Source organism: Salibacterium aidingense DSM 18341 (genome assembly GCF_000429685.1).
Lineage (GTDB): Bacteria > Bacillota > Bacilli > Bacillales > Marinococcaceae > Salibacterium > Salibacterium aidingense.
Genome location: NZ_AUCI01000014.1, coordinates 87876 through 104187, shown reverse-complemented (window position 1 = coordinate 104187; position 16312 = coordinate 87876). Strand labels below are relative to the sequence as shown.

The window sequence follows — 16312 nt, the reverse complement described above, 5'->3', positions numbered from 1 at the left end:
CCGCCGCGGGTGAAACTTTTTCTTCCCTGCGTTCGTTATAAATCTTATGTCCCTTCTATCAATCTACTTTATCTTCCTTTACTATTGGGGGAGCGGGGCATATTACAGATAGAAAGTAGGGATGTGCATGTGGCGCCAAACGCTGCAGACTATGGGAGCTTCTGTCCTTCTCGTTTCTTTCCCTGCGGCCGGACTGGCGGAGGCCGGGGACGACACGGAGGAAGATACATATTTGGTCGGTTTTGAGAAGAGCCTCGAGCCGGCATTGATTGAGAACGCCGGGGGGCGTATCGGCGAGCAGTGGGAACGAATTCACGCTGCGGAAGCTGTCATGACAGAGAAAGAAGCGGCCCGGCTTGCTTCCCGGTCGGAGGTCGCTTATGTGGAGCTGGATCAAGAGGTGAAGATTCAGGCGGAGGAGGAGCTTCGCAACTGGGGACTGGAGCATGTCCAGGCGCCGGACGCCTGGGAGGAGAATGTCACAGGCGAGGGGGTTGAGGTAGCAGTGGTGGACACCGGCATCAGCACTTCTCACCCTTCTCTGGACGTAGAGGACGGCTATTCCGCTGTCTCCTATACCGACTCCTATGACGACGATAATGGGCACGGCTCTCATACGGCCGGCATCATTGGCGCCTCTCAGCCAAGGGCAGGGCTGATGGGCGTGGCCCCCGATGCGGATTTAATTGCCGTCAAAGTGCTGGATGAATCGGGCAATGGCTCCCTTTCCCAGGTACTGACCGGCATGGAATGGGCCATCGAAGAAGACGTGGACATCATTAATATGAGCTTTGGCACCCTGACCGACTCCAGTTCGATGAAATCTATGCTGCAGGAAGCCTATGAGGATGGCATTATTGTAGCCGCAGCTTCCGGCAACCGCGGAGAAGGAGAAGACGACACGGACCGGGTCGAATACCCGGCACGCTATGATTCGGTAGTGGCCGTTGCTGCTGTTGATGACAACAATGAACGGGCGTATTTTTCTGCCTCCGGGGAGGCCGTGGAATTAAGTGCTCCGGGAGTGGATATCGTCAGCACATATGAAGGAAGTTCCTATGGGCCGTTGAGCGGCACCTCCATGGCCACTCCCTTTGTCTCCGGGGCGTTCGCCTTATTAAAAGAAGCCTATCCCGAGGAAGAGGCCCCTGCCCTCCGCAGCATGCTGCAGGAGGAAGCTCTCGACCTGGGAGAGGACGGCCGCGACGAACGGTACGGTTACGGACTCCTGCAGCTTCCTGATTTGTCAGATGCGGAAGTAGATGCCAAAGAGGATTTTGACGAGGAGGGCGCAGAACAGCCGGTGGAAGAGGATATTGAAGAGAATCCGATCGATGACGACCCGATCGATGTGCCCGAGGAGGAGGCAGACGAAGATCCCCCCTCTAATGTGCAATCGGAAATTGTAACAAATGAAGACGGCTCCACCGATATTTATATTTTCTGGGACCAGGCCGAAGACGGCATCAGCCATCACCGGGTTTACCGGAACGGTGGATTTTACGAAGCGGTGGACAATGGCAGACGGTTTAAAGATGAAAATGTGACCCCGGGAACGTACCGTTATGAAGTCACGGTGGTTGACTCGGAAGAAGAGGAATCAGACAAAAGTGAAACGATAGAAGTCGTCGTAGAAGAAGACTCGTTCAGCTGGCCTGACGCGTTAGAGGACCCTCCCTCGTTTGAAGATATCGGGGACGATTATTGGGCCGCGGAACCGATCCGGGAGTTAAGCAGCCGTGGAGTCATCCAGGGCAGTGACGGCCAGTTCCGCCCCGGGGAAACCGTGCGGCGCGGGCAGGCGCTCGCGATGCTCGGGCGCGTGCTGGAATGGGACGAGGAGCCTGTCGATACATCCTTCTCGGATGTCGGGGAAGAGTATTTCGGTTCCGGATTTATTAAGGAAGCTGTAGAGAAAGACATTATTTCCGGGTTTTCCGACGGTACTTTCCGTCCGAACGACAGCATGACACGCGGACAGATGGCTGCCGTGCTTGGCCGGGTGTTTGACTTCGTCGGGGAGGAGCATCGCTTCAGCGATGTTGGGGAAGACACCACCGGCGCCGGCGCGATTGCCTACCTGGCGGAACATCATATCGTCACCGGTTACGACGATGGTACCTTCCGCCCCGGGGACCCCTTGTCCCGCGCTCAATTTGCCAGCATCTTCCATGAACTGGGCGGGCATTTGCAGGAAAAATGAGGAACAGCCTGTCCTCCAAAAATTTGGAGGGCAGGCTTTTTGTTATGCGGCGGCTGACCCATTCCCTTTTTAGCTGCAAGTCTGCTCAAGCCGGAGACAATCTGCTTTATTTTTTATTACGGACTATCGTTTATTCCTTGTCCCAAATGATTTATTCCTTATACTGTCTGTTTACTTATCGTCCCAGCGTATTTATTCATCATCACCGACGATTTTCTCATCACCCCGGCTGATTTTTCTTTCAGGCAGGCGGAGTAGCCGGGCATTGATGGCGACGATGATCGTGCTTAAAGACATGAGGACGGCGCCGACCGCCGGGTTCATAAGAACGCCGATACTGTACAGCACGCCGGCTGCCAGGGGAATGGCGATAATGTTATAGCCTGCCGCCCACCACAGATTCTGCTTCATCTTGCGGCTGGTGGCTTCCGATAGCTCGAGGATGGAGACGACATCTTCTGGATCGCTTTCGACCAGGACGACGTCGGCGGTTTCCATCGCAACGTCTGTCCCCGCCCCAACCGCGATACCAAGGTCAGCGGCGGCCAGAGCCGGAGCGTCATTGATACCGTCGCCGGTCATGGCCGTGCGGTATCCCTGGTGCTGCAGCTCCTTCACTTTTGCGGCTTTTTCATCCGGCAGGACTTCGGCATAAATGGAATCAAGGCCAAGCTGGCGCCCTACCCAGTGAGCAACTTTCTGATTATCGCCTGTGAGCATCATCGGTTCAATGCCCATTTCTTTCAGCCGTTTCACCGCATCAAAAGAGCTTTCCCTGATTTGATCCGCCAGGGCTATCATCGCCAGTACCTGTTTTTCTTCCGCGACAAAAATAACGGTTTTTCCTTCGTCAGCCAGGGCCTGAAACTGTTCTTCCGAAAAGTTCCACTCCTCGTCCTTGGCGTAACCGGGACTGACTATAAGGATGCTGCGGCCCTCGACCGTCCCCTGCAGTCCTTTTCCAGTTAAATTTTCAAAGGACTCGGCTTGCGGCCAGTCGATACCGCGCTCGCGGGCTGCTTCGACAATGCCGCGCGCAAGCGGATGCTCGGATTCGTTTTCCAGGGCAGCTGCAAGACGGAGGACCTCCTCTTCGTTTTCTGCCGCTTCCAGCACAACATCTGTTACTCCGAAGCTGCCTTTCGTGAGGGTGCCGGTTTTATCAAAAAGAATCGCATCCACCCGGCGTGCTTCTTCAAATTGGGTGCGGTTGCGGATAAAGAGGCCTTTTTGAGCGGACAGGGACGTGGAGACCGAAACGACGAGCGGGATCGCAAGGCCGAGCGCATGTGGGCAGGCGATCACCATCACGGTCACCATCCGCTCAAGAGCGAAGGCAAAATCAAACCCGGAGATGAGCCAGACGATCAGAGTCAGCAGCCCGGCACCGAGGGCGATGTAAAATAACCATTTTGCCGCGCGGTCGGAAAAATTCTGGGCACGGGACTTAGATTGCTGCGCTTTTTTGACCAGGTCCACCACTTGAGAGAGATAAGAATCAGAACCGGTTTTTTCAATGGAAAGCGTCAGGGAGCCTTCTTTATTGATGGCTCCGGCAATGAGGGTATCGTCGGTGGTTTTTTCCACAGGAATGGATTCCCCGGTAATCATCGATTCATCGACCGTGGAGGCTCCTTTTACAATGGTACCGTCAGCGGGAATTTTTTCTCCCGGACGGACGAGAACGTGATCGCCCGGTTCCAGCTCCTCAATCGCTGCATCATGGATATCGCCGTTTTCATCCAGCCGGTGGGCTTCAGAGGGCATTAATTTTACCAACTCCTCCAGAGCGCTGGAGGCTCCCTGGATGGAGCGCATCTCGACCCAGTGCCCGACGAGCATAATCGTAATCAAGGTCGCCAGCTCCCAGTAAAAATTCGACGCTCCCAATCCGAAAACGGTCAGTGTACTGTAGCCGTAAGCGACCACGATAGCAAACGCAATTAAAGTCATCATGCCCGGCTCCCGGCCCTTCAGCTCCGACCAGGCTCCGGTTAGAAATGGTTTCCCGCCATATACAAAAACAACGGTAGCGAGGACAAAAAGAAGGTACTGGCTGCCGGAGAAGTTCCAGTCTACCCCCATCCATTCCTGAATCATCGGGGACAGAGCCATGATAGGAATGGTCAGCCCAAGCGAAACATAAAACCGGCGTTTGAAATCATCGATCATCGCCCCGTGGTCATGATCCTCGTGGCCGTGGTGCTCGTGTTTATCATGACCATGGTGCTGCTCGTGATGGTGGTGGTGAGCTTCTGCCTCTGCCATTATGTCCGCCTCCTTTCTTGTCTTCATTATTTCCCCTGGGTTGTGTATTCAAACGATTATCGATGAATGTTCCCTTCTATTTTAAAGAATATTTAATAATATTCTTAGTTACTATTTATGTTAATATTTTACTTGAATAGCGATACTCCTACAGATATTCACACTGTCATAATAAACAATGACAGACCAGATAGATCTACATTCATTCTACAGGTTATTCCTTTAGAGTGGGATTCTCAAGGGAAATCTAGCAAACATCTCATTATTCTAAATTTAGAAAGAGACTTAGACAATCCAGGGGAGGAATTTATTCCATGATAACTTAATAAGGAAAGGGCTGTATCAAAAGTCTATTTAAATTGGCAGGGGCTTTCGTAAGTACATGGGCATCCGCTGCAGGCGGATGCTTTCACTCCAGAGCACAAGGGCGACATCGGCTCCCTGCGGATCGCCGTGTCTTCTTTGCCGCTGGGCAGCGCCTCAGCTTCATCCCTGAAGGAAGATCGGCTAAGTTCGGCACGTCCTGTGCCAACGCCGATCTGACTCCCATCGTGGGAGCCTCCGTTTGATGGGATCTTCGGCTGCTGCTTGAAAAGGAAACAGGCTAAAACCGCCACATCATGTGGCAACGCCTGTATGACCAACATCCTGTTGGCCCGGAGTCGCCGCCTTCCGCTCCTGCCCAAAGTGGTTTTTCTTGAACATAGAAAAGGAGCTGTACCTTTTGATACAGCTCCTTCTTTTTTTAGAATTTACTCTCACTGTTCAACCCAAAACCCAGAGTTAACGGTTGCGTGAAGTAGACTCTTTTATAAGTTATTGAAATCGTTTCTGCTTAATTTTCGCCGCTGCATGTCCCCCGTGCTGCTTTTCCTTTTTCGTGTAACCTTCCGTTGTCTGAATCGAGGAATGCCCCAACATCAGGCTTCCTATTTTCGAAAATTTTGCTTTGTGAACCTCATAGCCTGCAAACCCGAGCTGCTTGGAGCTTCCCTATCTATTTAAAAAAGGACTGCTCCTGGTTGGAACAGTCCGGTCTTCTCCTTTAGGATGCCATGTCCTGGCATACATTGGCACAATGGTGGCATGCTTTGGCACAGCGCTGGCAGTGGTCGTGTTCGTGCTTGGCGCACTCATCCCCGCAGGCCTGGCAGATGTGGGCACAGACCTGGCAGATTTCCTTGGCAAACGGACTGTTGCGCTGCATCGCCTGCGCTGCAAATCCGCAGATATCCGCGCATTCCCGATCCAGACGGATGCACTCCGCCATCATTTGCACATCTTCTTCCTGCAGGCACGCATGGTAGCAGGTATTGCACGCCTCCATGCACTCCAGGCAGGCCTGTATGCATTCGTCATACGTCATTCTAACCGCCTCCTCTTTACATTCTTGGTATTGGAATACCCTTTTTCCGTCGATTTCATGTATGATACTGCTAAAAAATATGATCGTTCAAGGGGATGGAATTGATGAGGGGGTTACCTATTAAAGGAACGGGTTTTCTTATCGTTCGGAGGATTTTTTTCGTTATCCGAGTTTCTTTTCTTATTATCTAATGACTTTTTCTATCGTCCCAGCCTTTTTGTTCATGACCCGACGGCTTTTTTTCATCGTCTCAGCTATTTTTCTCATAAAAAAGGCTGCCGTTTCTGCCGGCAGCTTTTTTAATAAAGTCCTATCTTATATTTTCATGACGCCGCCGGTGCTCGCGGAGGTGACTAACTTCGAATAGCGGGCAAGATACCCCTTTTTCACTTTTGGTTCAGGTTCCGTCCAGCCTTCTTTCCGTTTCGCGTATTCTTCCTCGCTGACGAGCCATTCGATGAACCGGTTGGTTAAGTCGATTCGCACACGATCTCCATTTTTCACAAACGCAATCGGGCCGCCTTCTGCTGCTTCCGGGGAGATGTGGCCAATAGAAATCCCTCTGGATGCCCCTGAAAAGCGGCCGTCCGTGATAAGAGCGACCTTGGTGCCCAGTCCCCGGCCTGTAATAGCTGACGTCGGTGCCAGCATTTCCGGCATCCCTGGGCCGCCTTTTGGCCCTTCGTGGCGGATTACCACCACATGCCCTTCTTTTACTGTCCCTTTATTGATCTCTTCTTGGGCTTCTTCCTGGGAATCAAAGACGATGGCCTCTCCATCAAATGCCTGAATCGAGGGGTCAACAGCACCAACTTTGATGACAGCGCCATCTGGAGCGAGATTGCCGTATAGAATAGAGAGACCGCCAACCGGGCTGTACGGATTATCCTTTCTCCGGATGACAACATCATTTGTGATTTCTGCATGTTTCACGGTGTCATACAGACTTTCCCCTGTTATGGTTATTCGATCTGGATGAACAGCGCCTTCGATGCTGCAAAGCTCTTTAATGATGGAGCTGACCCCGCCTGCTTGGTGGACATCCTCCATAGAGTAATCGGAGGCGGGGCTTATTTTACATAAATACGGAACGCGTTCGGCCACTTCGTTCACTCTATTTAAGTCATAATCCAATTCTGCTTCATGGGCAATAGCCAGGGTGTGTAAAACGGTATTCGTCGAACCGCCCATGGCCATATCAAGCGCAAAGGCATCGTCGATGGTTTCTTTGGTCACAATGTCGCGCGGTTTAATATCTTTTTCAATCAAATTCATTAAATAGTTCGCCGTATCTTTTATCAAGTGGTGCCGCTCCTGAGAGGTTGCCACAAGTGTACCATTCCCTGGTAACGCAAGGCCCAGCATTTCCATTAGTGAATTCATTGAGTTGGCTGTGAACATGCCGGAGCAGGAACCACAGGTCGGACAGGCTGACTGCTCGATTTCGAGCAGCTCTTCCCGTGAGATTTTCCCTGAAGAGAGGGCGCCTACTCCTTCAAATACAGAAGCCAGGGAGAGGCTCTGCCCATCCTTTGTCCGGCCTGCTTCCATTGGTCCACCGGAGACAAAAACGGAAGGAACATTAGTACGCATGGCAGCCATCAGCATCCCCGGCGTAATTTTATCACAGTTCGGAATAAAGAAAACCCCATCAAACCAATGGGCATTGATTACTGTTTCGGCTGCGTCACAAATGATTTCCCTGCTCGGCAGTGAATAACGCATGCCAATATGGCCCATGGCTATCCCATCATCCACACCGATGGTATTAAATTCAAACGGAATCCCTCCCGCTTCCACAATAGCTTCTTTCACTACTTCTGCAAATTTATTAAGATGCATATGGCCGGGAATGATATCAATATAAGAGTTACAGATCCCGATAAAGGGTTTATTCATCTCTTCCTCTTTTACCCCGGCTGCCCGTAATAAACTGCGGTGGGGCGCACGGTCTACCCCTTCCTTGATCACGTTGGACCTCATTTTACGATGCACAGGAATCCCTCCGTTTTTATTGAATAAAGTGATACAGGTCATGCATGGGCCGGATGATGTTTTGTTTCATCCTCACGGCCGCCTCTTCTGCGTCCTGCTGCTGTAAAGCCGTGATGAGGGCCTCATGTTCTTCGACGGACGCCTTTGTGGCGTGACACTTTTCTTTTAAGAACACATACTTAAATCTGCGGATGTGTATTTGCAGCGATGCGCTGAAGGAAGCAACATATTCATTTTCAGAGAGTTCTATAATCAGGTTGTGGAACTGCTCATCGGTTTCCATCGCTTCAAATGGAAGTCCATTTTCGATCGCCTGCCCGAACTGCATGTTCAGCTTTTTCAATTGTTCGATGTTGTCGGGCGACATACGTTGGGCCGCGTGCTCGGCTCCCAGCGCGTGAAGGGCTGCCAGGGTTGGATATAATGTTAGAATGTCGTCTTTTTCAATTTGCTTCACCCGGGTTTCTTTGCCGGGAGACATCGATACCAGTCCTTGTATTTCCAAGAGTTGTAATGCTTCTCTGATCGGAGTTCGGCTTACAGCAAGTGTTTCCGCAAGCTCTGCATCCATAATTTTCTCCCCGGGTTGAAGTGTACCGTCAATAATCCATTTTTGAATTTGCTCGAATGCTCTTTCTTTTGCTGACAATCGTGCCGGTAATGCAAAATCTTTGGGAACAGGCATAGTGCACCACCTTTCTTACAAATATATTATATGCAATATATCGCATATAGGTTATTATTGCAACCCTATTTTTTCAGAAAAAAAGGATGGTGCAGCGGTCATCGCAGGAACCAGCTATTCTCCCGCGGCGCCTCACTACAAACAAGGCAAAGATTATGGATCATGAGAAGGGGTCCGTGTCCATTTTTTCAGGTCCGCGGCTTTTCTCTTTGAGAGGTGGCTTTTTCTTATTGTCCCCGTTTCTTTTCTACTTGTCCGATGCCTTTTTCTATTGTCTCAGCCTCTTTTCCCTTGGCCCGCCGGTTTTTCTCCTCATCTCAGCTTTTTTCTCCTCGACCCGCCGTTTCTTCTCTTCGGCTCAGCTCTTTTTCTCCTCGCCCCGCCATTTCTTCTCCTCATCTCAGCTTCTTTTCTCCTCACCCCGCCGTTTCTTCTCCTCGGCTCAGCTCCTTTTCTCCTCACCCCGCCGCTTTTTCCGCATGCCATATTAAAACGGCCCTGTTTCATGTAACAGGACCGTGTTTCTTCCATTATTTGCGGTAGTCTTTGTCGAGAAAGTTCCAGAAGTTTTCGTGGAACATGGCGGCGATGTCTTTTTCGATGTCTTCTTTGGTGACGGGCCAGCCGGTGCTGCGGACGTCTTCGTATTTATCGGTGAGGACGTCTTTGAGCACGGTTTTGGTGTGGCGCCATTTGTAGACGACCTGTTCGAGCACACGGGCGTCGGAGTGCTGCGGGATGAAGCTGGTGTTCAGCAGTTCGAGGCGCATGCGGGTGACTTCGTTCACGATGACAGGATTGTTCATGAACCACCAGCATCCGAAGACCATCAAATGACGGAATTTGCGGGCGAGCACGGCTAGTTCGTGCTGGTTCTCGCGTGAAAGCATCGTGACGAGAAATTTATTCTCCTGATTTTCGGCAAGCAGATTTTCCAGCGCCCGGATGTCGGCTTTTCCGACAAAGTCGCCGGCGTCAATCAGGGCCGGGTTCACCCGTTTTTTCACGCCGATCATGAGGGCAAATGGGATATTATGCTTTTTCGTGACCGGCAGGATGCAGTCGCGGATAACACGACCGCGGTCACTGTTTTCCGGATAGGCAAAGCTTGGCGGCAGGGAGACCGCCATGTAAAGCGGGTTCATGATGTTAATCCAGTCTTCGAGGAACCGGTTTACTTCCTTAATTGTATTTCCATTCCAATCCTCCTGTACTTCGTATCCCCATTCACGGAGCAATGCTTTTGTATTTTGAAAATCATTCAGCAGCGGGTCAATGCGGAGGACGGCATGGAAGTTGTCCTGCGGTCTTTTGCCATCCAGCCAGATGGCACGTTCTTTTTCGTCAAAGGGATCGTTGGTCATCACGATATTTGACACATTGGCCTGTTCCATGACGGCCTGGACCTGGGATTCTGCGGTGCGCCCGGCGAACTCGGCCCGGTACGTTTCCAGGTTTTTCGTCTTTGGATCGATGCCCATTTCTTTCAGGGTGGTCAGCACGCCGCGGGCCGCTTCACTCACCGGGGTGCGTTCAACAAATAATTTCTGCCAGATCAGCTCGGCCTGTTCTTTCTTTTCCATTTTCCAAAACAGTTCCGGATCCAGGTCGGTCCAGCGCATCACTTCTGCCACCAGATAATGATAGGTCAGCAGTTCGTCGATGTCCCATAATAGAATATCCCCGAAGTTGGGAGAAAATAAATGGGTATGGATATCCGTAATTTGTTGGTTCTCAATCGCCTCTTCCACGGTTTCCCGGATTGCTTTTTCGGTGGTGATGGTCATTGGATTTCCTCCTTTATGTGTGTGTGAAAGGTTTGCAGTTTCTGCACAGCGCCATGTTCAAGCAGATCAGCAGCATAGCCGGCGATCCATTCTTTCTGCCTGCTGTCCTGCGGCAGATCTTCCTGCTTTTCGAAGAAAGCGTCCACCAGGCCGGCAATGGAAAGATCGCCGTTGTGGAATTGCTGCCAGCTGTTGTACATAAAATCGATCATTTCTGCAGATTCGCGCAGCGGCATTTCCCGGCCGAGGGCCTGCCCCTGTACTTTTTCCTGTCCCTTTTCTTCCGGTTGATAGTATACCAGGATGGATGCCAGGGCCAGGGCAAAATAACGGTTGGCTTCCTCTCCGTTTTTCCAGCGTGTCCAGAGCGGCTGGACGCGGGTGCCGAATTTCTGCACGGCGTTCTGTCCGAGATCCGTCAGCATGTGGCGCTGGTATGGATTTTCAAACCGCTCCAGTACGCCTTTGGCAAATGAGTCCTTTTCCTTTTCGTCATACGGCAGCACCGGCTTGATGGCATGATCCATGGCTCCCTCTATAAAGGCACGGATATCCTCGTTCTGCATAGCTTCATACACGGTGTCCACGCCGTAGAGATGGGCCAGGGCAAACATCATCGTGTGCGGCGCATTTAAAAGCCGGATTTTCAGCTCAGCATAGTCTTTGATTGGGGCATACGCTACGTTTAACCCGGCGTCCTGCAGCGGCAGCAGCTGCCTGGCACGTTCACCGCCTTCGATAACAAACAGGTGATACGGTTCTGCCACAGTCAGGAGCCGGTCTTCATAGCCGAGTTTTTCCTGAAACGCTTCAATATTAACAGGATACCCGGTAACAATGCGATCCACGAGGGTTTGGCAGAATTCGTTGTGCGCAAGCACCCACTGCCGGAATTCATCCCCCAGTGACCAGTCGTCGATTTTGCGAAGAACCAGTTCTTGCAGCACGTCCCCGTTCCGCTCGACCAGTTCACACGGCAGCAGGACAAGTCCTTTCTCCGGATCGCCGTTAAATGCTTGAAAACGCTCATAGAGCAGCTGCGCGACTTTTCCCGGAAAAGACAGCGGCGATTCCTCCGGTTTCCAGGCTTCTTCTTGATACGTCAAGCCTGCTTCTGTCGTGTTGGAAGCCAGAATCTCAAGCGTTGGCTCTTTCGCCGCTTCCACCACCTGCTCCCACTGTTCGTACGGATTGATGGACGTGGAAATGGCAGTGACCACGTCGGCGCGGTCTACGATTTTTCCATCAAGCTGACCGCGGAGCTGTACGGTGTAGGCGTTGTCCTGAGCCTGCAGATCCGGGAGCTTGCGGCCGTGCGGAGTCGGCTGCAGCGCAACAACACTGCCGTTGAACAGCCCCTGCCGGTTCATATGCTCAATCATCCAATCAAAATAAGCTCTCATGAAATTGCCTTCGCCTACCTGCAGCACTTTCACAGGCAGGTCCTTGTTGGCCTGGAGCTGATCCGGCGATACTTTTTTCAGGTACTCATACGATAATTTTTCCATCTTTGCCCTCCTTTACAGAATGACACCGTCTTTAAAGATGGCGATCTCCTTGAAGTTATACATTTCGTTGCGGGTTTCTTTCGTGCCGGAAGCCCAGGCGATCATTTCGTCCATAAACTCATCCGTCAGGGTTTCCAGCGGCTTCCCTTCGACAAATTCGCCGGCGTTGAAATCAATCCAGCGCTTTTTCTTCTGGGCAAGCGCTGAATTGGTAGAGATTTTCACCGTCGGCACCGGGCCGCCAAACGGGGTGCCCCGTCCCGTAGTAAACAGGACAATGTGGGCCCCGGCGGCAGCCAGGTTGGTAACTGAAACCAAGTCATTGCCCGGACCCTGCAGCAGATTGAGTCCTTTCTTCTTCACCCGTCCAGCATATTCGAGTACGTCCACGACCGTGGCGTTTCCGCCCTTCTGGACACAGCCGAGCGATTTCTCTTCCAGCGTGGTAATGCCGCCGTCCTTGTTCCCGGGGGACGGGTTTTCGTACACATTCTGATCATGATCAAGAAAATACTGCTTAAAATCATTGACGAGTTTCACAGTATTTTCAAAAACACTTTCACTTTCCGCCCGGTTCATGAGCAATTTTTCGGCTCCAAACATTTCCGGCACCTCTGTGAGGATGGTCGTGCCGCCGTGGGAAATCAAGCGGTTGGAGAAGGAACCAACAAGCGGGTTGCCGGTAATTCCGGAAAAACCGTCGGAACCTCCGCATTTCAGACCGACTTTCAACTCAGATACCGGGACCGGCTCCCGCTTGAAACCGTTGGCGTACTCGACCAGTTCCTCAATCAGATTCAGGCCTTCTTCAATTTCATCCTCCACATCCTGGGCTCCGAGGTAGACGACTTTTCCGTTTTCCTTGTCTCCTACCATTTCCTGAAAGGACTTAATGGTGTTGTTTTCACAGCCGAGTCCCATGACGACGACACCGACGGCGTTCGGATGCAGCACAAGGCTGGAAAGAACACGCTGCGTGTTGGTGAGGTCATCCCCGAGCTGGGAACAGCCGAATGGGTGGGGAAAATGATAAACGCCGTCCACCTCATCACTGTCCTGCAGCTCTTTCGTTGCCATGTCTGCCAGCAGCTCGGCTGACTTATTGATACAGCCCACGGTGTTAATGATCCAGATTTCATTGCGGATGCCGACTTCCCCGTTTGGGCGGCGGTAGCCCTGGAAGCTCAGCTCTTCGTTTGGTTTCTCGGCCTCCGCCTGCTCTCTCGGTTCATAGGTGTACTCCAGTTTGCCGCTCAGATTTGTTTTGGTGTTATGGGAATGAACCCATTCTCCTGTCTTGATATCCCTTGTTGCGTGGCCGATCGGATTGCCGTATTTCAGTATATCCTCTCCTTCTTTGATCGGCTGGAGAGCGACTTTGTGTCCGGCCGGGATGTTTTCCAGCGGAGTCACCGCCGCTGCCCCGGAACGCAGTTCTTGCCCTTGGGCTGCTTCATCAATGACCACGGCTACGTTATCCAGTTCGTTAATTTTAATAATCGGTTCTTTCATGTATACCCTTCCTTTTCTTCGTATTAGACTCAGTTACCGACTACACCGGGAAGCCACATGACGAAATCTCCCCAGAATGTCACAGCCATCAACACAACCACCATTGCTGCGTAAAAAGGCATCAGCGTGCGCAGCACTTTTTCCATGGGGATTTCCCCTATGGCTGAGCCCACGAATAAGGCCGCGCCGACCGGAGGGGTGATTAGTCCAATCGACAGGTTTAAAATCAACATGACGCCAAAGTGTACAGGATCCATCCCTATCTGCATGACGATCGGCAGAAAAATAGGAGTCGCGATCAAAATCAGCGGCGCCATATCCATCACCGTACCGAGGGCGAGAAGAATCAGGTTAATAAGAAGCATCGTAACAATGTCATTGGGGGACAGGACAATCAAGGACTGTGCCACCAGATCCGGCACCTGCAGAAAAGCAAGCAGCCAGCCAAACCCGGAGGAAGCGGAGATTAAAAACAGCACCATGGACAATGTCTTGAAGGTTCGCTGCAGCACAATCCTGAAATGGGAAAGCGGCACATCCCGGTAGACGAAAAAGGTAATAATGAACGCATAAACGGCACCGATGGCCGCAGATTCGGTCGCGGTGAAGATGCCGCTGACAATACCGCCGATAATAATCACAGCCGTTAACAGGCCGAGAATGCCTTCCCGAAGCACTTTTGGTATGTCTTCTTTTTTCATCGGTTCACTCACGGGATAGTTCCGCTTTACGGCTATCACATAGGAAAGAATCAACAGAACACCGGCTAAAAGCAGCCCCGGCAGAACGCCTCCCATAAATAAGGAGCTGATCGAAAGCCCTCCGGCAGCCGTGGCATATATAATAATATTATGACTTGGCGGAAGCATGACTCCCTGGGCGGCGCTGGAAATGGTCACACTGACAGAATAAGCCTGATCATATCCCTTTTTACGCATCATTGGAATCATGACAGATCCGACGGAAGAGACATCAGCCACCGCCGATCCGCTAATCCCGCCAAAAAACGTACTCGCTGTGATATTGACAAGAGCCAGGCCGCCACGGATCTTGCCGATAATTAAATTGGAAAGGTTGATCAAACGCCGCGAAATTCCGCCTTCATTCATGATTTCTCCGGCAAGGATGAAAAACGGAATTGCAAGCAGCGTGAAGGAGTCCAGGCCGCCTGCCATCCGTTCCAGCAGGGACGGAATCGGTATATCCAGATACCAGCCGGTTACCAGGGAAGAAACAACGAGAGCCAGAGCGATCGGAACTTTAAAAATGAGCAGAAAGATAAAACTGCCCAGCAGTATCATAACGTCCATTTAATTTCCCTCCTTCTCCCCATTTATGACCTGGTCCCCGGCTGCATCTTCCATTTTGAAAAGACTGACCAGCCCGTAAAAAATCATCAGAATGCCCGCAATAGGAATAATCATATATTCATAACCGGTAGGAATGTTTAAACCGGGCAGATTTACACTCATGCTCGATAAAGCGAACTGAAAGCCGTAATACGTAAACACAACCCCTACCCCTATGATCAATAACGTATTGAATAGCGCCGCTGCTTTTTTCAGCGAGGAGGGAAAAACGTTATAAAAGACTTCCACACTGATATGCGTCTTTTCCCGGAAACCGTAGGAGACCCCTAAAAATCCCACCCACAAGAATAAAAACAAGGACAGTGCCTGCGCCCAGGTGGGTGAAGTTTCAAACACCTGCCGCATGAACACCTGATAGGTAATGACCAGCACCATCAGGGTAAGCATAATGATAGAGATATTTTCAATAACACGGTTGATAGAATCTCTGATGATCTTCAGTACTTTCACGTTATCCCTCCTGCCGATTTATGCGCAGCGGCTGCTTCGTATTTCTCTTTACTGCTGCGCTTCTTCAATACGGTCGATCCATTCCTGATACTCTCCCCCATACTCGTCGTAGACGGGCTGAGCCGCTTCTCTCCACTCCGAAGTATCATCGATTTCAATGATTTCATTGCCGTTGTCTTCTATGGCAGTTCTGGCTTCCTGTCTTAGTTCATCCCAGGCTTCGCGCTGTTTTTCTACAGAATCCTTGGCAGCCTGTCTGACCAGTTCCTGATCTTCTTCACTCATTTCCTTCCAGAGATCCCCTGACATCAACAGCACTTCCGGCACCCCGGAGTGGGCGTTCAGGGTATAGTAGTCTGCTACCTCATAATGGTTGGTCGAATAATAGCTCGGGAAATTATTTTCTGCTCCATCTACCACGCCCTGCTCGAGACCGGAATACACTTCTTCAAACGCCATCGTGGTCGGTGAGGCACCAAACGCTTCCATTAAGGTCACCATTAAATCCGATTCCTGCACCCGTATCTGCATTCCTTCCAGATCTTCCGGACTTTCTACCGGCTTTTGGGAATTATAGAGATGGCGGCTGCCAGAGTCATAGAAGGCCAGCCCCTGCATGTTGGCTTCATCCAATACGGTATCAAGCAGCTCATCGCCGACTTCTGAATTCAGCACTTCCCATTTTGCTTCTTCGCTTTCAAACAAATATGGCATGGCAAGCACGCCGATTGTGTCTGAAAACTCGGACAGAGGACTCGCGTTTGTTCTCACCATTTCGATCGATCCGGTCTGCACCTGTTCCATAGAACTTCTTTCATCTCCCAGCTGCCCGCCGGCATATACGTCTACCTGTATACGTCCATCTGATCGTTCTTCTACCATTTCAGCAAAAGCTTCATCGCCGACTGTGGTCGGGTAATCCTCCGGCTGGTTTTCCGCCAGGCGGATTTCATACGTATCGCCTTCTGTATTTCCGCTTTCTCCTTCTTCTGTATTGCCTTCTGCTGTGGTTTCTCCGGACGAGTCATCCTCCAGTGAATTTTCCCCGCAAGCCGCTCCTACTGCCATCACCATTGTTAAAATTAGAAAGATTAGTAGTTTTCGCATTTATTTCTCCCCCTTGCATTCTAGTAAGCCTTTTCATTATAGTTTCTAAATCGGTTTAGTC

At 51.1% G+C, this 16312-nt stretch carries 12 protein-coding genes; 1 reads left to right on the top strand and 11 read right to left on the bottom strand.

All coding sequences use genetic code 11. The annotated features are described in order from the left end of the window. The first annotated feature begins 127 nt into the window (after positions 1 to 127). Positions 128 to 2203 (top strand): S8 family peptidase, encoded by a 2076-nt coding sequence (locus G475_RS26450; protein ID WP_051302555.1) that lies wholly within the window; start codon positions 128 to 130, stop codon positions 2201 to 2203. A gap of 192 nt (positions 2204 to 2395) precedes the next feature. Here the strand turns inward: G475_RS26450 and G475_RS25220 are convergent, their stop codons facing one another. From G475_RS25220 to G475_RS0114425, 11 genes are all read right to left on the bottom strand, one after another. Continuing rightward, positions 2396 to 4471: a copper-translocating P-type ATPase gene (locus G475_RS25220; protein ID WP_051302552.1), complete on the bottom strand. Its 2076-nt coding sequence runs from the start codon at positions 4469 to 4471 to the stop codon at positions 2396 to 2398. Between the two features lie 1045 nt (positions 4472 to 5516). Beyond that, positions 5517 to 5837 carry a four-helix bundle copper-binding protein gene (locus tag G475_RS26850; RefSeq protein WP_084414134.1) on the bottom strand — a complete coding sequence of 107 codons (321 nt, stop codon included), beginning with the start codon at positions 5835 to 5837 and terminating at the stop codon, positions 5517 to 5519. A 315-nt stretch (positions 5838 to 6152) separates the two neighbouring features. Then, positions 6153 to 7820, bottom strand: coding sequence for a dihydroxy-acid dehydratase (gene ilvD / locus G475_RS0114465; RefSeq protein ID WP_026701895.1), 1668 nt, complete (start codon positions 7818 to 7820; stop codon positions 6153 to 6155). Between the two features lie 28 nt (positions 7821 to 7848). Then, positions 7849 to 8517 carry a GntR family transcriptional regulator gene (locus G475_RS0114460; RefSeq protein WP_026701894.1) on the bottom strand — a complete coding sequence of 223 codons (669 nt, stop codon included), beginning with the start codon at positions 8515 to 8517 and terminating at the stop codon, positions 7849 to 7851. A gap of 312 nt (positions 8518 to 8829) precedes the next feature. Further along, on the bottom strand, positions 8830 to 9048 hold the full coding sequence (locus G475_RS0114455; protein ID WP_026701893.1) for a hypothetical protein: 219 nt from the start codon (positions 9046 to 9048) through the stop codon (positions 8830 to 8832). Next, positions 9048 to 10304, bottom strand: coding sequence for a glucuronate isomerase (locus G475_RS0114450; RefSeq protein ID WP_026701892.1), 1257 nt, complete (start codon positions 10302 to 10304; stop codon positions 9048 to 9050). Before G475_RS0114450 ends, G475_RS0114455 begins: the two co-directional genes overlap by 1 nt. Continuing rightward, entirely contained in the window at positions 10301 to 11812 is a 1512-nt protein-coding gene (locus G475_RS25210) for a tagaturonate reductase (protein WP_051302548.1), read from the bottom strand. Before G475_RS25210 ends, G475_RS0114450 begins: the two co-directional genes overlap by 4 nt. Positions 11813 to 11824: 12 nt before the next feature. Continuing rightward, on the bottom strand, positions 11825 to 13324 hold the full coding sequence (locus G475_RS0114440; RefSeq protein WP_026701891.1) for a UxaA family hydrolase: 1500 nt from the start codon (positions 13322 to 13324) through the stop codon (positions 11825 to 11827). Between the two features lie 29 nt (positions 13325 to 13353). Continuing rightward, positions 13354 to 14634 carry a TRAP transporter large permease gene (locus G475_RS0114435; protein ID WP_026701890.1) on the bottom strand — a complete coding sequence of 427 codons (1281 nt, stop codon included), beginning with the start codon at positions 14632 to 14634 and terminating at the stop codon, positions 13354 to 13356. Further along, positions 14635 to 15144 carry a TRAP transporter small permease gene (locus G475_RS0114430; RefSeq protein WP_026701889.1) on the bottom strand — a complete coding sequence of 170 codons (510 nt, stop codon included), beginning with the start codon at positions 15142 to 15144 and terminating at the stop codon, positions 14635 to 14637. It lies immediately after the preceding gene. A gap of 48 nt (positions 15145 to 15192) precedes the next feature. Continuing rightward, positions 15193 to 16251, bottom strand: a complete 1059-nt coding sequence (locus G475_RS0114425) for a TRAP transporter substrate-binding protein (RefSeq protein ID WP_026701888.1) — start codon at positions 16249 to 16251, stop codon at positions 15193 to 15195. Between the last annotated feature and the right edge of the window lie 61 nt (positions 16252 to 16312).